The organism is Desulfuribacillus stibiiarsenatis (assembly GCF_001742305.1).
Lineage (GTDB): Bacteria > Bacillota > Bacilli > Desulfuribacillales > Desulfuribacillaceae > Desulfuribacillus_A > Desulfuribacillus_A stibiiarsenatis.
Map to the genome: position 1 here is coordinate 22,850 of NZ_MJAT01000005.1, position 22,298 is coordinate 45,147.

Annotated in this window: 22 protein-coding genes and 1 other annotated feature; all 22 genes read left to right on the forward strand. The window is 40.1% G+C overall.

Features of this window, described 5'->3' with window-relative positions; genetic code table 11:
* Positions 1-67: 67 nt before the first annotated feature.
* Positions 68-2,116: a sensor domain-containing protein gene (locus BHU72_RS03595; RefSeq protein WP_069701270.1), complete on the forward strand. Its 2,049-nt coding sequence runs from the start codon at positions 68-70 to the stop codon at positions 2,114-2,116.
* Between the two features lie 282 nt (positions 2,117-2,398).
* A complete protein-coding gene (locus BHU72_RS03600) occupies positions 2,399-3,067 on the forward strand; it encodes an HAD family hydrolase (protein WP_069701271.1) in 669 nt (222 codons plus the stop codon).
* Positions 3,068-3,158: 91 nt separating this feature from the next.
* Positions 3,159-3,626: a CtsR family transcriptional regulator gene (locus tag BHU72_RS03605; RefSeq protein WP_069701350.1), complete on the forward strand. Its 468-nt coding sequence runs from the start codon at positions 3,159-3,161 to the stop codon at positions 3,624-3,626.
* A 12-nt stretch (positions 3,627-3,638) separates the two neighbouring features.
* Entirely contained in the window at positions 3,639-4,130 is a 492-nt protein-coding gene (locus tag BHU72_RS03610; protein WP_069701272.1) for a UvrB/UvrC motif-containing protein, read from the forward strand.
* A 10-nt stretch (positions 4,131-4,140) separates the two neighbouring features.
* Positions 4,141-5,211, forward strand: coding sequence for a protein arginine kinase (locus BHU72_RS03615; protein ID WP_069701273.1), 1,071 nt, complete (start codon positions 4,141-4,143; stop codon positions 5,209-5,211).
* A gap of 45 nt (positions 5,212-5,256) precedes the next feature.
* A complete protein-coding gene (locus BHU72_RS03620; protein ID WP_069701274.1) occupies positions 5,257-7,680 on the forward strand; it encodes an ATP-dependent Clp protease ATP-binding subunit in 2,424 nt (807 codons plus the stop codon).
* Between the two features lie 121 nt (positions 7,681-7,801).
* Positions 7,802-9,175, forward strand: coding sequence for a DNA repair protein RadA (gene radA / locus BHU72_RS03625; protein ID WP_069701275.1), 1,374 nt, complete (start codon positions 7,802-7,804; stop codon positions 9,173-9,175).
* Positions 9,172-10,242, forward strand: a complete 1,071-nt coding sequence (gene disA, locus BHU72_RS03630; protein WP_069701276.1) for a DNA integrity scanning diadenylate cyclase DisA — start codon at positions 9,172-9,174, stop codon at positions 10,240-10,242. Before radA ends, disA begins: the two co-directional genes overlap by 4 nt.
* Before the next feature lie 86 nt (positions 10,243-10,328).
* Entirely contained in the window at positions 10,329-10,970 is a 642-nt protein-coding gene (locus BHU72_RS03635; RefSeq protein ID WP_069701277.1) for a phosphatidylserine decarboxylase, read from the forward strand.
* Complete coding sequence (pssA, locus tag BHU72_RS03640) at positions 10,961-11,674, forward strand: CDP-diacylglycerol--serine O-phosphatidyltransferase (RefSeq protein ID WP_069701278.1); 714 nt, start codon at positions 10,961-10,963, stop codon at positions 11,672-11,674. The genes BHU72_RS03635 and pssA overlap by 10 nt, the downstream gene beginning before the upstream one ends.
* Before the next feature lie 93 nt (positions 11,675-11,767).
* Entirely contained in the window at positions 11,768-12,262 is a 495-nt protein-coding gene (locus BHU72_RS03645) for a CarD family transcriptional regulator (protein ID WP_069701279.1), read from the forward strand.
* A 128-nt stretch (positions 12,263-12,390) separates the two neighbouring features.
* Positions 12,391-13,473 (forward strand): PIN/TRAM domain-containing protein, encoded by a 1,083-nt coding sequence (locus tag BHU72_RS03650; protein ID WP_069701351.1) that lies wholly within the window; start codon positions 12,391-12,393, stop codon positions 13,471-13,473.
* A gap of 324 nt (positions 13,474-13,797) precedes the next feature.
* Positions 13,798-14,484, forward strand: a complete 687-nt coding sequence (ispD, locus tag BHU72_RS03655; RefSeq protein WP_069701280.1) for a 2-C-methyl-D-erythritol 4-phosphate cytidylyltransferase — start codon at positions 13,798-13,800, stop codon at positions 14,482-14,484.
* Complete coding sequence (ispF, locus tag BHU72_RS03660) at positions 14,481-14,954, forward strand: 2-C-methyl-D-erythritol 2,4-cyclodiphosphate synthase (protein ID WP_069701281.1); 474 nt, start codon at positions 14,481-14,483, stop codon at positions 14,952-14,954. Before ispD ends, ispF begins: the two co-directional genes overlap by 4 nt.
* A 100-nt stretch (positions 14,955-15,054) precedes the next feature.
* Entirely contained in the window at positions 15,055-16,509 is a 1,455-nt protein-coding gene (gene gltX, locus BHU72_RS03665) for a glutamate--tRNA ligase (protein ID WP_069701282.1), read from the forward strand.
* Positions 16,510-16,555: 46 nt separating this feature from the next.
* Positions 16,556-16,757 (forward strand) — a binding site (T-box leader).
* 129 nt (positions 16,758-16,886) lie between these two features.
* Positions 16,887-17,540, forward strand: a complete 654-nt coding sequence (gene cysE, locus BHU72_RS03675; RefSeq protein WP_069701284.1) for a serine O-acetyltransferase — start codon at positions 16,887-16,889, stop codon at positions 17,538-17,540.
* Complete coding sequence (gene cysS / locus BHU72_RS03680) at positions 17,530-18,936, forward strand: cysteine--tRNA ligase (protein WP_069701285.1); 1,407 nt, start codon at positions 17,530-17,532, stop codon at positions 18,934-18,936. Before cysE ends, cysS begins: the two co-directional genes overlap by 11 nt.
* An 18-nt stretch (positions 18,937-18,954) precedes the next feature.
* Complete coding sequence (locus tag BHU72_RS03685) at positions 18,955-19,368, forward strand: Mini-ribonuclease 3 (RefSeq protein ID WP_367114445.1); 414 nt, start codon at positions 18,955-18,957, stop codon at positions 19,366-19,368.
* A 40-nt stretch (positions 19,369-19,408) separates the two neighbouring features.
* The gene (gene thyX / locus BHU72_RS03690; protein ID WP_069701287.1) at positions 19,409-20,056 is read left to right on the forward strand and encodes an FAD-dependent thymidylate synthase; all 648 of its coding nucleotides are present in this window, start codon (positions 19,409-19,411) and stop codon (positions 20,054-20,056) included.
* Positions 20,049-20,960, forward strand: a complete 912-nt coding sequence (gene rlmB / locus BHU72_RS03695) for a 23S rRNA (guanosine(2251)-2'-O)-methyltransferase RlmB (protein ID WP_245671849.1) — start codon at positions 20,049-20,051, stop codon at positions 20,958-20,960. The genes thyX and rlmB overlap by 8 nt, the downstream gene beginning before the upstream one ends.
* Before the next feature lie 14 nt (positions 20,961-20,974).
* A complete protein-coding gene (locus tag BHU72_RS03700; protein WP_069701288.1) occupies positions 20,975-21,484 on the forward strand; it encodes an NYN domain-containing protein in 510 nt (169 codons plus the stop codon).
* Between the two features lie 107 nt (positions 21,485-21,591).
* Entirely contained in the window at positions 21,592-22,224 is a 633-nt protein-coding gene (gene sigH, locus BHU72_RS03705) for an RNA polymerase sporulation sigma factor SigH (RefSeq protein WP_436796448.1), read from the forward strand.
* Positions 22,225-22,298 lie beyond the last annotated feature (74 nt).

Genomic DNA, 22,298 nt, shown 5'->3' on the forward strand with positions numbered 1-22,298 from the left:
GATAGAGATAGAGATAGAGATAGAGATAGAGATAGAGATAGAGATAGAATAGTTATGGGGTGAAAACATGGTAGACAATAACAGTTTCTTTGTTTATCGTCAAAAAACATTTGAAGCTTTATTTGAGCATTCCCCAGATGCGTTTGTTTTTTTTGATACAGACGAGCGAATTATTAACATCAATCGACAATTTACGAATCTTTTTGGGTATACCCTTGAGGACGTTAATGGTGAGAACTTAAACCGTATCTTAGACCCAGCAAAAAAGGCTGAGAGTTACTTTTCTGGAAAAATCCTTAGCGGTGAATTAGTCAATTCTGAGATAGTGAGATATAGAAAAGATGGTCAAGCCATTCCTGTATTGTTAAGAGGGATTCCTGTTATTGTTGATAACAAAACCGTTGGTGGATATGCGGTGTATACTGACTTAACGAACTTGATAAAAGCGCGAGAAGAAGCGAATTTGCTACTAAAAGCGGTAGAAAATAGTCCGTCATGTTTAGTAATCACAGATGTTGATGGGAACATAGAGTATGTCAATTCAAAGTTCATTGAGGTTACAGGTTATACAGCAGATGAAGTGATCGGAAGCAATCCAAGGGTTCTAAAGTCTTCGAATACTAGTCCAAAGACCTACGAGGAGCTTTGGCAAAGCATAACATCTGGCAATGAGTGGCGTGGTGAGCTTCAGAACAAGCGGAAAAATGGCGAGATATATTGGGAGTCTCTTTCCATCTCGCCTATCATGAATACAAAAGGTGCAATCACTCACTTTGTAGCTGTCAAAGAAGATGTGACGAAAAAGAAAGAACTAGAAGCCAATAACTATTACTTAGCATACCATGACCCGCTTACAGGACTCGCAAACCGAGTAAAATTTACTGAATATCTGCACAAGATGATTATCTCTCAAGAAGATGCGCAGCCATTTGCAGTGCTATTTATTGATATCGATCGATTTAAAAACATTAACGATTCTATCGGCCATGAATTTGGCGATTTACTTTTACAAATTGTCGCGGACCGTCTTGCGGAAGAGCTGCTTCCTATGAGTGATGTGTTTCGCATTGGTGGAGATGAATTCACGGTCATTGTGAAGAATTTAGATGACGTAGAAAGAATCGCCCAAGCAATACTTTTGTTACTCACACAACCGTTTATTATTATTGATAAACAGTTATTCATCACGGCTAGTATTGGTATTAGTATTTACCCGAAAGATGGCTTTGAAATGAACATGCTTTTGAGAAATGCTGACACTGCCATGTATAAAGCAAAGGAAAAGGGTAGAAATCAGTATCAGTACTACACGATTGAAATGAATGAACGTGCCGAAGAAATGCTATCCTTGGAAGTTGAGCTTCGACAAGCGATAGACCGAGAAGAATTAAGGCTCCATTTCCAACCGCAAATTGATATGCAAACAGGAAAAGTGATTGGCGCAGAAGCATTGATTCGATGGCAGCATCATGATAGGGGCATGATTTCTCCAGGCGAGTTTATCCCCTTAGCGGAAGAAACGAATCTCATTATTCCAATTGGTGAATGGGTTATACGTACAACTTGTCAGACCATTAGACATTGGCAAGAAGAGGGATTACAACAGGTACCAGTTGCTGTGAACATTTCAGCCAGGCAGTTCATGCAGAATAACTTTGTAGAATTAATCGAGAGAATTATAAAGGAAGAAAATATTCAGCCTCACTTACTCGATGTAGAAATAACGGAGTCTGTTGCAATGGAAGATATCAATTTAGTGGTAGATGTCTTGCATAAATTAAACAAGATAGGCGTATCAATTTCTATTGATGACTTTGGAACGGGCTACTCGTCATTAAACAACTTCCGCCAATTCCCTATTGATAAATTGAAAATTGATCAGTCTTTTATTCGCAGAATTACACAAGATTCAAAGGATTTAGCGATTGTAACAACCATCATTAATTTAGCGCACAGTTTAGGACTTAAAGTAGTAGCAGAAGGGGTAGAAACTAGCGAACAAAGGGATTCCTTGAAAAATTATCAATGCGATATGTATCAAGGATTCTTGTTCAGTCGTCCGATTCCTATTCATGAGTTCAATCAACTGTTAGCATCGGAGAATCAATCTCTATAAGCATTGTGTCCAAGGGCACGATGCTTTTTTTAGTCGAAATTTTAATGCACACGCACAAGTTTATTTGGATAACAATTACAGCAAAATGATTTATAGATAAAAACTCCTTGTGATACACTAACAGAAATATTGAGTTATAAAGAAAACTTAGTTCAGGTGGGGTTTTTACTCCGAATGAACTCTAGTTGCACTTATTTCGAAGCTTGGCGGCACTTATCTCCCGCTTATAGAAGAAGTGGGAGTATTAGTAAAGCCGTTGAGATAAAGTGTGGAGGAACATACATGATACAACATATGATTTTTGACTTGGATGGCACTCTGTTTGAAACAGAGCGAATTGCAGTCCCGGCATTTGTCGATACATTTAAGAAGTTACGCGACGAAGGCTTATTTGATGGGGAAATGCCTAAGGAAGAAACCTTTCTAAGAATGTTTGGGCTCACACTCAACGATATATGGAACAAATTATTACCTAGTACAGATCAGCAGACGAAGGATATAGCCGATCGATACATGGGACAGTTTGAGAAAGATTACATAGATAAGGGAAATGGGAAGCTATATGACGGCGTACTGGAAACTTTGAATGAACTGCGCTCCCGTGGCATACAAATATTTATTGCAAGCAATGGTGCGAAGGAATATGTCGATTATGTATTGGAAAAAATGGGAATCGAACAGGTGATAACAAAAGCATATTCAGCAGGCGAGTATCAAACAGTAAGTAAAGTAGATTTAGTCGCACAACTGCTAAAGGATAATCAGTTGAATCCAACTGACACATGGATGATTGGAGATAGAAGCTCTGACATTGAAGCTGGTCAGAAGAATCATTTGAGAACTGTAGCCTGTGCCTACGGTTTTGCAGATCAGACAGAGTTAGCACATGCTAATGATTTCATCCATTCATTTTCCGAGCTGATACCATTACTTGCAAAACATAATGAATAATTTTATAATAAGGTCAAAGTAAGTCAAAGTTAAGTCGGCGTAAATGAGTAAGAAGTGAATGTGTTCACTAGACGCTAACGGGGTGATTCTCTTGTTAAACGTATCGAATATTATTGAAAAACATCTTAAGGAAATTTTCCTCAAGAATAATACGTCGATGATTGAAATTCGACGCAATGAGCTTGCAGAGCGATTTGAGTGCGCTCCTTCACAAATTAACTATGTGATGCAAACGCGTTTTAGCCTAGAAAAGGGTTATGTAGTCAAGAGTAAACGCGGTGGTGGTGGGTTTATACGAATTCAAAAAATTGATATTCCTAAGCAGCGCAGTTTACATCGAGCAGTGTTGCAGCTTGTTGGCGATGAAGCATCTCAAGAGCAAGGTTTGGGCATTATACAGAGGCTTCATGATGAACGAATTATCACAAATCGTGAGAAACAAATGTTAAAAGCAGCAATCTCCCGCGATATATTGGATTATGAAATGATTCAAAGGGAGAAGTTTCGCGCTAAGATTTTGAGTTCGATGCTTGCTGCTATTTTAGGGAAAGAACTTTAAGGAGGGATAGCGATGGATTGCCAAGAATGTAATCGTCGACCAGCAACAGTTCATTTAACTAAAATTATCAACAACCAAAAAACAGAAAGTCACTTATGTGAACAATGTGCTCAACAAAAAGGAGAGTTTTCACAGGGGTTTAGCTTTCACGAACTACTATCGGGTTTGTTGAGCTCTGATATAAATAAAGCACCAACCCAAGAACATTCACAATGCGATACCTGCGGCATGACATTCCAACAATTTTATAAAGTTGGCAAATTGGGTTGTGCAGACTGTTATAAATGTTTCAACAATCAATTGGATCATATTTTGCGAAAAGTCCAAGGCAATTTAACGCATACAGGGAAAATACCTTCCCGTATGGGTGAGGAAATCCTTATGAAACGTAAAGTTAATGAACTTAGACATACACTTCAGCGAAAAGTCTATGAAGAAAAATTCGAAGATGCAGCAGAAATTCGCGATCAAATCAAAGCACTAGAAACAAAACTACAAGCATAGGAGGTTGAATATGGCACTGAATGATTTTATCGAAAAGGGTCTTAGTGAATGGATGCAACAAGCAGGACCTGATTCCGATGTGGTAATCAGTAGTCGGATTCGCCTAGCTAGAAATATTGTAAATATACCGTTCTCACCTTTTATGACAGATAAGACAACGGAAGAGGTGATGGACAAAGTAGAACATATTATTCATGAAGACAAGTTTAAAGCATTAGGTGAATATGAACTGATTCGTATGAAAGACATCAGCCTTCTGGAAAGAACAATTTTAGTTGAGAAACACCTGATTAGTCCGAAGTTAGAAGCGGAGTACCAGCAGAGTGCAGTCATCTTACGAAACGACGAAGCAGCCAATATTATGATTAATGAAGAGGACCATTTACGCATACAATGTATTTTTCCAGGATTTCAATTACGAGCAGCCTATGATGTCGCGAATACGATTGATGACACTGTTGAACATGCGGCTGAGTTTGCGTTTGATGAGAAAATTGGATATTTAACTAGCTGTGTAACAAATGTGGGTACTGGATTGCGCGCTTCAGTTATGGTTCACATCCCAGCCCTCGTCATGTCTGGCCAAGCGAAACGCTTACTTGGAGCGGTGCAACGCGTAGGGCTTGCTGTCCGTGGATACTACGGGGAAGGTAGTGAAGCGGTAGGCAATATTTTTCAGATATCAAATCAAATCACCTTAGGATTTAGTGAAAGCGAAATCATAGAAAGCCTAGAAGATGTAATTAAACAAGTGGTGGAACACGAACGAGAAGCCCGCAAACAAGTCTTCGAACAGTCAAAAGAACAGCTAGAAGATAAAGTCTTCCGTTCTTTAGGTATTCTGTTACATGCCAGGGTGATTAGTACGAGAGAAGCGATGGAAAGGATATCGAATGTAAGACTAGGGATAGATTTAGGACTGATCGATGGAATCTCATCGAATATTTTGAAGGAGCTTATGGTTCTTACGGGCTCTGGGTTTCTGCAAAAGTATTCAGGAAGAGAATTAACACCAGAGGAAAGAGATATTAAACGAGCCAATGTAATTCGCGAACGTTTGAAATCTGTAGAAATTGAATAGATTGAAATCAAATAGAACTTAAATAGAAAATTGGAGGGATAAACTATGCTGGGAAGATTTACGGAAAGAGCACAAAGGGTTCTGAATTTGGCGCAGGAAGAGGCAATGTCCCTTGGTCATGAAAACGTTGGGACAGAGCATCTGCTTCTAGGATTAATCCGAGAAGGTGATGGGATTGCTGCTAAAGCTCTAAAGGCGTTAGAAGTTAACTTAGATAACATCCAAAAAGAAATAGAGAAGATGATTGGTGCCAGTGAGCAGCAGGTCGACAGTGTTACGTATACACCACGGGCAAAAAAGGTCATCGAGTTATCAATGGATGAGGCGCGCAAGTTAGGCCATACGTATATCGGGACAGAACATATTCTGTTAGGGCTGATTCGTGAAGGTGAAGGTGTTGCTGCGAGGGTTCTCAATAATCTTGGTGTTAGCTTAAATAAAGCCAAGCAACAAGTGCTTCAGCTCCTTGGTGGATCGGAAATCACACATAATCAGCATACCAATCATCAAAAAGGGAATACAAGCACGCAAACACTGGATAGTATTTCTCGTGATTTGACGGAGATTGCAAAAGAAGGCAAGCTTGATCCAGTCATCGGCAGAGATAAAGAGATAGAGCGTGTGATTCAGATTCTTAGCCGCAGAACCAAGAACAACCCTGTAATCATTGGTGAGCCAGGTGTTGGTAAAACCGCTATTGCGGAAGGATTAGCACAAAGGATAATCAACAATGAAATTCCTGAGACACTTCGTAATAAGCGTGTTGTATCGTTAGATATGGGAACTGCGGTTGCGGGTACGAAGTACCGTGGGGAATTCGAAGATCGATTAAAGAAGATTATGGAGGAGATTCGTCAAGCAGGGAATGTCATCCTATTTATTGATGAGTTACATACTCTCATTGGTGCTGGTGGAGCGGAAGGGGCAATTGATGCCTCAAATATTTTCAAACCAGCTCTAGCGCGTGGAGAGTTACAATGCATAGGTGCAACGACCATCGATGAATATCGAAAGCATATTGAGAAGGATGCAGCTTTAGAGCGAAGATTTCAACCAATTAAAGTCGATGAGCCGAATAAGGAAGAGGCAATTAAAATCCTACTCGGTCTTAGAGACCGTTACGAAGCTCATCACCGTGTCAAGATATTAGATGAAGCGGTTGACGCGGCAGTCAATTTATCAGACAGGTACATAACAGATCGTTTCTTGCCTGATAAAGCGATTGATTTAATTGATGAAGCAGCGTCGAAAGTACGATTAAAATCGTATACGCAACCACCAAATTTGAAAGAACTTGAGAAACAATTAGAAGAAGTAAAAAATGAAAAAGAAGCGGCAATCCAAGGGCAAGAATTCGAGAAGGCCGCGTCCTTAAGGGATAAAGAGAAAGACCTTAGAATGCAGCTAGAAGCTATTAAGGAAAGCTGGAAAAGCCAGAAGGTTCGCGAGGATTCCGTCGTCAGTATAGAAGATATTGCGCAAATTGTATCGGTGTGGACTGGCGTACCAGTGGATAAGATATCACAAGATGAATCGAGCCGATTATTAAACATGGAAGAAATCTTGCATAAACGAGTCATCAGTCAGGATGATGCAGTGAAGGCTGTGGCGCGGGCCATTCGTCGCGCAAGGGCAGGTCTTAAGGATCCAAAGCGTCCAATCGGGTCGTTTATATTCCTTGGTCCTACTGGTGTTGGTAAGACAGAGCTAGCTCGGGCATTAGCAGAGAGTTTGTTCGGTGACGAAGATGCGATGATCCGCGTTGACATGTCAGAATACATGGAGAAACATAATGTTTCAAGGCTTGTGGGCTCCCCACCAGGGTATGTCGGTTTTGAAGAAGGTGGACAATTAACGGAAAAGGTACGCCGTAAGCCGTATTCTGTTGTACTATTAGATGAGATTGAAAAAGCGCATCCAGAAGTTTTTAATATCCTGCTACAGGTCTTAGATGATGGGCGACTAACGGACTCTAAAGGGAGAACCGTTGACTTCCGCAACACCGTAATTATCATGACTTCCAATGTAGGCGCAAGTATGCTCAAACAAACAAAACCACTTGGGTTTACTACCGATGCAGGAAGTAAGGACTATGAGCATATGAAGACGAGAATTATGGCAGAATTGAAAAAGACATTCCGACCAGAATTCTTAAATCGTATCGACGAGCTGATTGTCTTCCATTCATTAGAGAAGGAACATATTGCTCACATTGTATCTTTAATGGTGGCGGAACTACAGAAACGTCTGCAAGAGCATCAGATTGAATTTGAGATGACAAACGAGGCATTAGAGTTCCTAGCAAAAGAAGGCTTTGATCCAGAGTATGGGGCAAGACCGTTAAAGCGTGCGATTCAAAAGCACATTGAAGATATGTTGTCTGAAGCCCTGTTAATAGGTGATATTAAGCCAGGAAGTAAAATACAAATTCAACTCCAAGATAATAAATTGATATATAATAATAAATAAAAACGAATTTGAATAAGGGCGCATTTTTGCGTCCTTATTCTACATGTGCGCAGAAGCTCTTGTAGACTGCCAGTAGTAATAGTATCTGGTATGCGAAATTCATTTTGGATAGGAGCTTGTTATGAAAGTAAAATCAAAGTATATATGCCAAGAGTGTGGCCTAGAGTCCCCTAAATGGTATGGTAAATGCCCTAGCTGCAATCAGTGGAGTACCCTTGTAGAAGAACTTACACAGAATAAAACGCAAACGAATAAACATAATTCCTTGGGGATTACTATGCCAACGAAGAAGGCTCAATCTATTCTAGAGGTAGAGTATGAGAAAGAGCAGAGAATTTCCACTAGCATCAATGAATTGGATCGAGTACTAGGTGGTGGGATAGTAAAAGGTTCGTTGATTCTTCTTGGCGGAGATCCTGGAATCGGAAAATCTACAATCATCTTACAAGTAGCATATAATCTAGCCAAGCAAGGTAAGAAGGTTATGTATGTGACAGGTGAAGAATCTTTGAGTCAATTAAAAATGCGTGCAGAGAGATTAACGGCTTTACATGAGAATATTCTAGTTTTAGCAGAAACAAATCTCGAGGACATTACATTACAAGTATATAACGTAAATCCGGATTTACTCATCATAGACTCAATTCAGACTATGTACATACCTGATATCGCTTCTGCTCCAGGTAGTGTTTCTCAGGTCCGAGAGGCGACAGCTAAGCTTATGCATATAGCAAAAGAATTCCAAGTGGCAACTTTTATTGTAGGACATGTAACAAAACAGGGGGCCATTGCAGGACCGAAAATATTAGAGCATATGGTAGACACGGTATTATACATAGAAGGGGATAAGAATCATTTCTTCCGCCTCATACGCACAGTCAAAAACCGATTTGGATCGACCCATGAGCTAGGTGTTTTTGAGATGAATGAAACTGGTTTAGTTGAAGTAGATAACCCATCGGAGATTTTTTTGCCGGAGCGTGATCGTGATACTATAGGAGCGGCAATTGTTGCGAGTCTGGAGGGTAGTAGACCCTTCTTGATCGAGATTCAAGCATTAATTTCACCGACTAGTTATCCAAGTCCGAAGCGGACGGCTACTGGAATCGATTATAATCGTGTTGCTTTAATCATTGCGGTTTTAGAGAAGAAAGCGGGTCTCCAACTGCAGAGCCAAGATGCGTTTGTAAATGCTGTGGGTGGAGTTAGGCTCGATGATCCAGCCGTTGATTTAGGGGTTGCCTTATCAATTGCTTCTAGTTTTCGCAATCTCCAGTTACCAAGGGAATTAGTTGCTATCGGGGAAATCGGTTTAACGGGCGAAATACGCTCGGTACCGCAAATGGAAATTCGCATTGCGGAAGCACATAAATTAGGATTTAAACAAATGATTTTACCGCATACGAACAAGGGGATTGATGGGAAAGGCATGACATTAATATATGTGCGAAATATTACAGAAGCATTAGAAGCCGCCTTAGGAGGATTGAGATGAGGACGGATGATAAAAGCTATAAAATTCTAAAAACAGTAGCGCCAGGCACAGCTCTACGAGAAGGCCTTGATAATGTTCTGCGAGCTAAAACAGGTGCTTTAATCGTCATAGGGAATACTGAGGAATTCAGTCACATTATGGATGGTGGCTTTCCTATCAACTGCGAATTAACTCCGGCAAATCTTTATGAATTAGCGAAGATGGATGGAGCAATAATAATTAGTGAAGATGGCAGGAAGATACTATACGCCAATGCACTTATGCTTCCTGATGCTTCTATCCCTTCTGTTGAGACAGGGATTCGACATCGGACGGCGGAACGCATCGCCAGACAAACGAAGCAATTGGTTGTATCAATATCGCAGCGGAGAAATGTTATAACATTATATAAAGGGTCATGGCGTTACGCATTAAAAGAAATTAATGTCATACTCAGCAAGGCGAATCAAGCAATTCAAACGCTAGATAAATACAAGAATGTACTTGATAAAGCATTATCGAATTTAACGGCACTTGAATTTGAAGATATAGTGACATTCAATGATATTGTGACAGTGATTCACCGAGCAGAGATGGTTTTACGCATAAAAGAAGAAGTAGAGAAATATATTATTGAACTAGGGACTGAAGGAAGACTGATTAGCATGCAGTTGGAAGAGCTAGTCACTGGTGTTGAGTTAGAGGTCTATTGGGTCATTCGCGATTACTGTTTTAACGGTCAAGAGTGTAACGTTCGTGAGTTGTTAAAAACCGATCTGAAGAATTTAACGCCAGATGAATTATTAGACCCTGCAAATATTGTGCGAATTTTAGGATATCATTCAGAGTTTAATTATAGTGAACGTTTCCTACAGCCGCGCGGATATAGAATATTAAACAAAATCCCACGCCTTCCTATATCAGTGATAGACAACCTCGCGGACGCTTTTGATGGATTGTCTGAAATTGTATCAGCTTCTTTGGAGCAGTTGGATCAAGTGGAAGGAATAGGAGAAGCTCGTGCTAGGGCTATACGTGAAGGATTACGTAGGATTCGAGAGCAGGCGTTTTTTGAGCGGCACATTTAGAAAGTTGTGAAAATGTCCAAAATAACGTAAAATATAATGGATACGCTTTTTTAGTATTAAGATTACAATCGGGAAGGATTTGCTTAATGGAAAAACATGCATTACGAGACGAAGGAATAGTTAGTATACTGGTAGCGGTTGCTTTTACTGTTATTTTATATCTAATTTACTTACCGCTTATGGTATTAGGTTTAGGTCTTATTATCTTTATTTTATATTTCTTTCGAGACCCTAAGCGTGAAATTGTACAAGATGAGACGATTATATATGCTGGTTGCGATGGTACTGTCGTTGAAATCAAAGACATTGTAGAAGATAGATTTTTCCACGGACCTGCGAAAGCAATTCATATTTTCATGTCGCCAGCAAATGTGCATGTCAATAGAGCCCCGATTTCTGGGCGCGTTGCTTACACACATTATCAAAAAGGAAAGTTTGTTCCGGCAACTAGAGAGAATTGTTATGAGGTCAATGAAAGGAATTATATAGGTTTTGAAAACGACAAGATGAAAGTCTTAATCGTGCAAGTGGCGGGTATTATGGCGCGTAGGGTTGTCTCTTGGGTGACAACCAACCAAAACGTCCAACAAGGAGATAAGGTCGGTATGATTAAGTTTAGTTCAGGAACCCAACATATGCTACCAATCGATGTAGAAGTACTTGTCAAACCTGGAGATACTGTGCAAGCAGGAATTACTCCTATAGGGAAGGTGTTGCAATGCAAGTAATTAAAGCGGTTCCAAGTGTCTTTACTGTTGGGAATTTATTTATTGGGATATTGTCAATTATTTTGGCATTTCAGGGTCAGGTGGAATATGCCGCCATTATGGTGGTCATTGGTATGTTGTTAGACGGTTTAGATGGTCGCATGGCTAGAATGCTTAATGCTCAGAGTGAATTTGGTAAAGAGTTAGACTCTTTATCGGATATAATCTCATTCGGGGTAGCGCCAGCTTTTATTATGTATGTTGTGATTTTGCAGGATTATAGCTACTTAGGATGGATTATAACTGCTGTGTTCCCAATTTGTGGAGCACTACGTTTGGCTAGATTTAATGTTCAAGAAGGTGCGCCAGGTTACTTTATCGGTTTACCGATTACTGCGGCAGGGGGCATATTAGCAACTTTGACTTTGTATATTGACTCTTTACATCCACTAGTTTTGACGGCAGGGATGCTTGGACTTAGCTATTTGATGGTTAGTAATGTGCATTACCCAAGCTTTAAGAAACTTGGTATTCCGAAGTTTGTGTATTGGATATCGGCGATTTTAGTATTGGTCATTTTAATCGTATCGATGTTTTATCCAACGCAAGTAAATAAAATCTTGTTTGTACCTTTAGCGGTATACGCGTTTTATGGATTAAAAAAAAACGTTAGAATCTTCGGTAAAAAAAAGAAAGTTCCTGGGGAAATTCGAAATAACTATTGACGGATGATATTCTTATATGCTAACATATTTTGCTTTTGACTTTTCTCCCGTTTTCTGATAACCTTAAAATGGAATACTCAGTGGAGGTGTCCTATGTTTAATGTAGGTGATAAAGTAGTCTATCCAATGTATGGCGCAGGCGTCATTGAATCCATTGAAGAAAAGGAAATCCTGGGGGAAACGCGTAGTTACTATGTAATGAGAATGCCTGTTGGAGATATGAAAGTGATGATTCCAATCAGCAATGTTCAAAACATTGGGCTAAGAGACGTAGTGGATGCAAGTTCTATCAACTGTGTGATTGATAGCATGCGACATGAAGAGCAGGATTTATCGATCAACTGGAATCAGAGATACCGTGCGAATATGGATAAGGTTAAAAGTGGTGACATTTTCAAGGTAGCTGAAGTAGTTAGAAGCTTAATGCTAAGAGAAAGAGAAAAGGGACTATCCACGGGAGAACGAAAAATGCTTGAAAATGCAAAACAAATATTTGTTAGTGAACTGGTTCTAGTCAAGGAAATAGATGAAGTAGAAGCAATGTGTATTATAACTGAAATGATTGAAAACAAAAATGCGTCAGTATGACGCATTTTTTGTGAAATGATTATATTTATTTTACATGGACTATTTCATTGGAAATTGAACTATTTATTAGTAATATAGTTATAGAATCAATAAATATGGTAAATAATGAATAAAGGAGGTGAAGGATGTTGTTGAAGAAAATAATCTATAGTTTTTTCATAGTAATGGGGGTTGCTTTAGGGTATCAGTTCGGCCCTGCTTTATTTGTTTTCATGGATTCGGTTTTAAATCTTGGCGGTGTTTCCTATCCTGAATATATAGGGGCAGTGTTAGGCGCAATCATATTCGCATTAATTATAGCTTCCCGATTTATTGATTATGTAATTGGACTCATAAAATGGTTTGAAGAAATTTTATCGAATACTCCATTAGTTGAAATTATTATGGGCGTTGTGGGAATGGTCGCAGGATTACTGGTTGCGTATCTTATCTATCCTGCAGTGAGTGGACTTCCGATTTTAGGGCCAATCATTCCGATATTCATGTCATTGATTTTAGGATATGTTGGGTACAAGGTTGCCATTTCGAAACGTGAAGAATTGCTTGGAGTTTTTCAATTTAAAGGCTTTAAAGAGCGGAATAAAAAAGCGGAAAATTATTCTTGCAAAGGGAAAATTCTTGATACAAGCGTAATCATAGATGGTAGAATCGCTGATATCTGTAACACTGGCTTTGTTGATGGCACCATCATTATCCCGGCGTTCGTATTACAAGAGCTACAGCATATTGCGGATTCCTCGGATACGCTAAAACGTAATCGTGGCCGTAGAGGATTGGACATTCTAAAAAGGATTCAAAAGGAATTACAAGTAAAGGTTGAGATTTGGGAAGGCGATTTTGAAGAAACCAGTGAAGTCGATGCGAAGCTTGTGAAACTAGCCAAACTCATTGATGGCCAAGTGGTGACCAACGACTTTAATCTAAATAAGGTTTGTGAGTTACAAGGTGTATCCGTACTAAACATTAACGACTTAGCGAATGCAGTAAAGCCTGTTGTGTTACCAGGAGAAGAAATGCGAGCGCTAGTAATTAAAGATGGTAAGGAACACGGTCAGGGTGTAGCGTATCTGGATGATGGAACGATGATAGTCATCGAAGGTGGAGGCACGTTTATAGGAAATGAAATTGATGTCATCGTTACGAGTGTGTTACAGACATCTGCTGGTAGAATGATTTTTGCGAAACCAAAATTATTAGAAAAAGCGCAATAATAAAGTTGCCTAAGGATTTAAGTTAAGTTTTACTAGGCATAATTTTTGATAATATGGTATTATATTGGTTGATATTTCTTTGATAGGCTTCTACAATGCAGAAGCCTATCTTCTATTTATACTATCAAAAAGCATATAAGTGCAAAATACGGCATTACTGTGTTAATGCTCACGGCACTAAGGCATTTAGAAGCGATATTTATACTTGCGTGCTTTCGTTGGTGCAGTATGAAAATATAAGCAGTAAAGAAAATATAAAAGTAATAGAAGATTAAGAAGTAATGACTCGAAACTGAGTAATAGAAATGGAGAGGCAGGAAGAACATGACCATTTCCGCAATTATACCTGCTGCCGGTGTCGGGAAACGGTTGGGTGTAGGTTATAACAAGCAATACGTCCCACTACTAGACAAGCCGATGGTGGTGTACACAATCGAGGCTATTAGCTTGCATCCCAAAGTACTGGAAGTTATATTTGTTGTCGGCAAGGACGAGCTCGAATATGCGCAGGAATTAGTTGATACATATCAATTAAGCAAAGTCAGACATGTGATTGCCGGTGGCGCTGAACGAATTTACAGCGTCATAAACGGTCTCAAGATTGTCGATGAGAAGTGTGAATACGTTCTTATTCATGATGGAGCAAGACCACTTATTACTCAGGAAATTATAGAGGAATGTATTGGTAAGTCCATTGAAGTTGGGGCGGCTATTGTAGGAGTCCCAGTAAAGGACACGATTAAAATTGTGAAGAATCAATACATAGAAACAACACCAAGCAGAGAGCATTTATGGGCTGCTCAAACGCCGCAAATCATTAAAAAATCCTGGTATTTAGAAGCCATAGATAAGATTGAAGATCCATTAAGCATTACAGATGATGCGATGATTATGGAGCGTATGGACAGACCTGTCGCCGTGGTGAAAGGTAGTTATGAGAATATAAAAGTAACGACGCCCGAGGATGTGGGCTTTGCAGAAATGATACTACGTAGGAGGATGCAACAATGAAGGTTGGAATAGGATTTGATGTTCATCAATTTGCAGAGAACCGAAAGCTCATCATGGGCGGTGTTGAGATTGCCTATGAAAGTGGCCTGCTAGGCCACTCGGACGCAGACGTCTTAGTTCATGCAATTATGGACGCAATACTAGGAGCCCTAGGTAAAGGTGATATTGGTAAGCATTTTCCTGACACAGATGAAAAGTATCGCGGTATATCGAGCATACTTTTGCTGGAACATGTATGGCAGCTCGTCAAAGATGAGGGTTATACAATGGGAAACCTCGACTGTATAATTATTGCCCAAAAACCAAAGATGTCACCACATATTGAAAGTATGCGTGAGATGCTAGCGAAATCTTGTGGTTGTGCTGTGCAGCAAATCAATGTGAAAGCAACGACTACAGAACAACTAGGCTTTACAGGCCGTGAAGAGGGAATCGCAGCGCAAGCAATCGTGTTGCTACAAAAAGCATAACAACCATTGTCAAAGAAGATATAGGAAGAAACACTAAGACATAGAAGAAGTATGGAATAATGAAGACATAGAAGAAACATTAAATATTGGAGGCTATTCTATGAAAGAGACAAGAGTGCGTTTTGCTCCTAGTCCTACAGGACACTTACATATCGGTGGTGCAAGATCTGCACTATTTAATTGGCTTTATGCGAAGAAACATAATGGCAAATTTATTCTTCGCTTTGAGGATACGGATCAAAATAGAAATGTCGATCAAGCAGAACAAAAGATGATGGATAGCCTTTCGTGGCTAGGCTTGACTTGGGATGAAGGACCAGGGGTAGGAGGGCCGAATGGGCCGTATCGTTCATCGGAGCGACTCCATCTATACCAACCATACATCGACCAATTACTGGGGAAAGGCATAGCGTATCGCTGCTATTGCACCCCAGAAGAGTTGGAGCAAGAACGTGAGACTTTAATGGCGAGCGGACAAACGCCTCGGTACTTAGGCAAGTGCCGTAAGCTATCGGAAGCTGATGAGGCACAGTGCGTGGCGGAAGGAAGAAAGCCTGTAATCCGTTTTCGAGTTCCTGGGAACGAAACAATTGTCATCCACGATCAAGTACGTGGGCGAGTAACATTTGATAGTGAGGGCATCGGAGATTTTGTCATAATTAAGTCCGATGGTATGCCAACATATAACTTGGCCGTTACCATCGACGATTATTTAATGGGAATTACGGATGTGATTCGTGGGGAAGAACATTTGTCCAATACCCCTCGACAAGTTCTGATTTATCAAGCATTAGGGTTTGATACCCCGACTTTTGCACATGTTTCTCTGATCTTAGGAAAAGATCGTCAAAAAATGAGTAAGCGAGACGAGACGGTTATACAATTCGTAGAGCAGTATAGAGATTTAGGTTTCTTGCCTGAAGCGCTTAACAATTTCCTAGCACTATTAGGTTGGTCTCCAGAAGGGGAGAGAGAAATCTTTTCACTAGAAGAATTGGCGCAAGAATTCAGCTTGGACCGCGTAGCGAAGAATCCAGCAGTCTTTGACCCTGAGAAACTCAATTGGATGAATAATCATTATCTGAAACAAGCAGATATTCAAGTCGTAACACAATTATCGATTCCTCACTTACAAAAGGCTGGATACATCGGCGAAGAAGTGACAGAGGAGAAAATGCATTGGATTCGGGCGCTTGTTGCGTTATATGTGGAGCGTATGGACTCGCCTGCGCAGCTTCCGCAACTGGTGAATCTGTTCTTTGAGCAAGAAGTAGTATTTGCAGAAGGGGCAGATGAAGTTCTTCGTGAGGAAAACGTCCCTGCGGTATTGGGTGAATTCATTAACCAACTACAGGAAGTTTCTGAGTTCTCTCCTGAGACAATTCAAAGCGCATTAAAAGCAGTGCAAAAGCAAACGGGATACAAAGGGAAACAATTATTCATGCCAGTGCGTGTTGCTACTACAGGTGTAATTCATGGTCCTGATTTAAATCAATCGCTTTGGCTGCTTGGGAAAAATCGTGTGATTGAGCGTTTGCAGGCGCACTTGTCTTAGTTGCAAAATCAACCGACCTATGATATAAAAAGGATTAATAGAATACGACAAGGCTACGATAAGGAAAGTAAAAAACGGAGCATTACAGAGAGTGGGCAAACAGCTGAAATTGCTTACATGTTGAAGTTTTTGAAAATGCACCTTGGAGCCGTGCAGAATGATTCTGCAACGGGGAAACCCGTTATTCGTTTGAGTGATGCAAAGGACTTTGCATAATCAGAGTGGAACCACGAGAAATCGTCTCTGTTTTTAGAGATGGTTTCTTTTTTATATTTATAGGAAACTAGTGAAATGATAATCCGTTCTCTTGGTAGGAGGATTTGCGAAACGGGTTTATCGATAGATAGAAGTAATATTTCGGATGGGGTGAAGTAGTAATGTTTAAAGGATTAAAATCAGACATAGATGCAGTATTCGAGAGAGATCCAGCAGCGAGGAATATTTTTGAAGTGGTGACTTGTTACTCCGGATTGCATGCCATCTGGTTTTATAGACTTTCGCATAAACTATATAAGAATAATTGGTATGTGACAGCCAGAATCATATCGCAAATTAGTAGATGGCTTACGGGCATAGAAATCCATCCAGGGGCAACAATCGGGAAGCGCTTATTTATTGACCACGGCATGGGAGTGGTTATCGGGGAAACGGCAGAGATAGGTGATGACGTTACCTTGTATCAAGGTGTCACTTTAGGTGGTACAGGGAAAGAAAAAGGAAAACGCCATCCGACAGTGAAAAATGGTGCGTTAATTGCTACTGGTGCGAAAGTGTTGGGGTCTATTACGATTGGCGAGAATGCGAAAGTAGGTGCGGGGTCAGTGGTTCTCCGTGATGTACCAGATAACTCTACTGTAGTTGGGATTCCGGGAAGAATTGTTATCCAAAATGGGGAACGTGTAAGGACGGAACTTGACCACGTCAACCTCCCAGACCCAATCGCGAATATGGTCTGTGATATGCAGAGACAGATTGCGATTTTGAAGAATGAAATCGATGAGTTGAAAGGAATGATGAGAGATGACGATTAAGTTATATAATACCCTGTCTCGCAAAAAAGAAGAGTTAAAGACTGTTGAGCCTGGAAAAGTTAAGATGTACGTTTGCGGGCCTACGGTCTACAATTATATTCACATTGGAAATGCGAGAGCGTTTACTATGTTCGATGTCGTACGTAGTTACCTTGAATATCGCGGATATGACGTGACATATATTCAGAATTTTACCGATGTGGATGATAAGTTAATTAACCGTGCACAAGAAGAAGGGACTACCGTAGATGAGGTAGCGACGAAGTACATAGATGCGTACTATGCTGACGCCGATGCGATGGGGGTCAAGCGTGCAGATGTCCATCCTAGGGTTACGGATCATATTCAAGAAATCATAGAGTTTGTTCAAGGGTTGATTGAGAAAGGCTTTGCTTACGTAACACAAGGGGACGTGTATTTTGATACACAGGCATATCATCAATATGGCAAGCTTTCGCAGCAAGACTTAGATGAGTTGCAATCGGGAGCAAGGGTCGAAGTGGATGTACGGAAGAAGAACCCGCTTGATTTCGCTCTATGGAAAAGCATCAAACCGGGAGAAATTTTTTGGGAGAGTCCGTGGGGAAAAGGTAGACCTGGATGGCACATTGAGTGTTCGGCAATGGTAAAGAAATATTTAGGCGAAACGATTGATATCCATGCTGGCGGACAGGATTTAGTATTTCCGCATCATGAGAACGAAGTAGCTCAAAGTGAAGCGTTAAATGGTAAGCCTTTCGCGAACTATTGGATACATAATGGGTATATTAATATCGAGAACAAGAAAATGTCTAAATCCTTAGGCAATGTGATGACGGTACATGAGTTGCGCAAACTGCACAGTCCAGAGATTTTACGCTTCTTCTTATTGTCAGCGCATTACAGAAGCCCGATTAACTTTAGTGAAGAACTGTTAGAGCAAGCGGCAAACGGTTTAGACAGACTACGGACTACTTATCAGAATCTTTCCCATCGACTAGACACTTCTATGGATATTGGAATTGACATTGAGTCTACAGTGAAACAGTTAGAGGGTATGAAAGAGAAATTCGAAGCATCTATGGACGATGATTTTAATACATCTGAAGCCCTTGCTGTAGTATTTGATATTGCTCGAGATGCCAATGTTTACCTAAGGAATGAAACGACGGACGAGAGAATCTTAAAATTGTATCTAGAAGCTATGGAATCAATGTTAAAAGTGTTCCGCATTTCCGTTAAACAAGCAGATACAGAGATGGAAGCCGATATCGAGGCATTAATTGAAGAGCGTCAAACGGCGAGAAAGAATAAAGATTTTAAACGATCAGATGAAATCCGCGATCAACTCTTAGAACAAGGCATTATCTTAGAAGATACACCACAAGGAGTGCGCTGGAAGCGAAAACGCTCTTAGAGGTTTGTCGCTAGAAAGGTGATAGATTTGCAAAAACCAAACTATAAAGAACTATCAAGCTTAGCGCTTGCCTATATTGGAGATGCCATATATGAAGTCATGGTGCGTCAGCAATTATTGAATCAAGGGATTGCTAAAGTGCAATATTTGCATAAAGAAGCGACGAAATATGTAAGTGCGAGAAGCCAATCGCAATTTATACAAATGCTCATGGATCAACTGACGGAAGAAGAACGGAATATCGTCATGCGTGGTCGTAATACGAAGTCCTATACTACGGCAAAGAATGCAACAGTACTAGAGTATCGCCACAGTACCGCATTTGAATGCTTGGTGGGATATTTATATTTAACAGATCAGAACGAAAGATTAGAATCGATATTTCTACAAATTGTAGATTTTGTATCAGCACAGAAGAAAGAAAAGAAATAAAAGAAATAGTATGATTCAATAAATCTTAGGGGGAAAAGTTATGAAAATACAGTTGATCAACAAAACTCCGGACTTTTTACGAACAATTTGGACGGCAGCCCGTACATGCTACAGCGCCCAAACGCCTTTGCAGCTATGGAATTCTGAAGTTTCTAGAGAAGAGATGCTACGTCTTGCGAGCAGGATTATTGATTCACAGCACCATAGTGTTGTTGAACATTGTAGTGTAACCTATGCGATAGAAGAGATTAGCCGCACGTTATTGGCGCAATATAGCCGTCATCGCATTGGTATCAGCCTGTCTGTCCAATCCCAGCGCTATGTTACAGAGCTTTCGGAAAAGAATGATGGCTTATTCGATATCGTTATGCCTCCTAAAGTTACAAACAATGAGGAAGCCACCAAAGAATACTTAAGAATCTGTCAAGAAATACAAGATTCCTACGACCGTTTAATTTCTCTTGGAATCCCAAAAGAAGATGCTCGCTTCGTGTTACCTGGCGGTGCTGGCACGAATATGGTCACTACGCTAAACCTTAGAGCGCTCTTTGATTTATATAGAAAGCGCTGCATAACGAAAGGTGCACAATGGGAGATTAAAGACATGGTTCAGGTAATGGTAGATCAACTTCTTGAACAAGAGCCATGGTTAGAACAATTCTTTGCAAAAGAGGGATCGAATGAATAGGGATCGCCCAATGAACCCAAAAAATAGACAAGCGAATCATCCAAATTCCAAGAATAAACCGTCAGAGCAGATGAAGCAGACGAAACAAAAACACACGGAAAAAATAAAAAACAAATTGCCTGAGAATCTACGAAATCAGGAACACCAAATACAAGAACAACGAACAGAAGAAGAAACGGAATTCATGCAAATCGAAGGCAAAAATCCAATTATTGAGGCACTGCGTGCTGGCCAACAGATGGACAAGATTCTAATTGCCGAAGGGCTTCATCAAATAGATGAAATCAAACAATTAGCGTCGGAGCGTGGAGTCAAATATCAATTTGTCACAAGACAGAAGATTGAACAAATTGCTACGACGAAAGTGAACCAAGGGCTTATCGCATTTGTAGCTCATGCTCAATATATCGAGATGGATCAATGGTTAGATAGTTTGGATATGTCTAAGAACCCGGTAGTAGTTATGCTGGCGGAATTACAGGATCCTCATAATGTGGGTTCGATTATACGTTCGGCAGAAGCATCAGGAGTAGCGGGTGTGGTAATTGCGAAGCATCGATCGGTAGGGATAACTGCCACGGTAGCGAAATCTTCGGCTGGCGCTGTAGCGCATATGCCAATTATCCGTGTTACGAATCTGGCACAATCCTTGGAAGAGATGAAAGCGCGCGGATTTTGGGTTGTAGGTACAGATGCCAAAGCAGACAAGCACTACTATGACATACAATATAATATGCCAACCGTTTTAATTATTGGCAGTGAAGGTAAGGGTATGGGTCCTTTACTGGAGAAGAAGTGTGATTATTTGACGAAGATACCGATGCTTGGTAACGTAACTTCTCTAAATGCTTCGGTAGCTGCAGGTATCATGCTATTTGAAATAGTGAAACAGCGACTACGATAGAAAGATGTGACTTCATGGAGATTCTAGTAGTAGATGGGTATAATGTAATCGGTGCCTCAATAGAATTGTCAGAACTTAAAGAGGTAAGCCTTGAGGAATCGAGGAACAGGTTACAAGAGGACCTTATGGAATATAGTGCATATACGGGTAGGAAAGTAATTCTTGTTTATGATGCCCATCTTACCAAAGGGACTACTAGTAAGACTACAATGAATAATATCGAGGTGCATTTCACGAATGAAGGGAAAACGGCTGACGAATATATAGAAAAGCTTGTTGCGGGCCTAATAAAGCCAAAAAGCAATACAAAAGTGTATGTAGCTACGTCCGATCTATTAGAACAGCGTTTGGTGTTTGGGCTAGGTGCACTGCGCGTATCGTCTCGTGAACTATTAATAGAAATCAAGATGATGAAAGACCAAATATCAAACGACATCCATCGACATAGTGCAGTTTCGCCGCGAATGAATCGACGAATAAATCCAGAAATCGCTAAAATTTTTGAAAGTTGGCGTAGGCAATAAATTGGAAGTGGATAGAAGTTGACGTAATTTGGCGACATAATGTATAATTATCCTAGCTATGTTCATGGAGGGGATTCATTTTGGTAGTTAACACGAAACTTAACAACATAACAACTACCCTTCATGTAATGGAAGATGAGGATTTGTTAACGAATATTCATAAAGGCGATGAAATTGCTTTAGAATATTTAATCAATAAGTATAAGAATTTTGTTCGTGCGAAAGCAAGGTCATACTTTCTTATTGGTGCAGACCGCGAAGATATTATCCAAGAAGGGATGATTGGCCTTTATAAATCGATTCGCGATTTTAAAGGGGATAAGCTTTCTTCGTTTAAGGCTTTTGCCGAATTGTGCATTACTCGACAAATTATTACAGCCATTAAAACAGCGACAAGACAAAAACATATCCCACTAAACTCTTACATTTCATTAGACAAGCCTATATATGATGAAGATTCCGATCGAACGTTATTGGACGTGATTTGTGGAACGAAAGTAACAGACCCTGAAGAGCTCATTATTAACCAAGAAGAATTTGACGATATTGAAATTAAGATGGCTGAGATATTGAGCGACCTTGAGCGAAAAGTGTTGATGCTATATCTGGATGGCCGTTCTTATCAAGAAATAGCCGTCGATTTAGATCGCCATGTGAAATCGATAGATAATGCCTTACAAAGGGTAAAGCGGAAATTAGAGAAGTACCTGGAAGATCGAGACTTGCCCATTGAAATATAGTGAAACATAAATGGGGCCCTGAAGGGCTCCATTTATGTTTGCATAGATTTTTTCTTGAAAAAAAGGAACTTTAT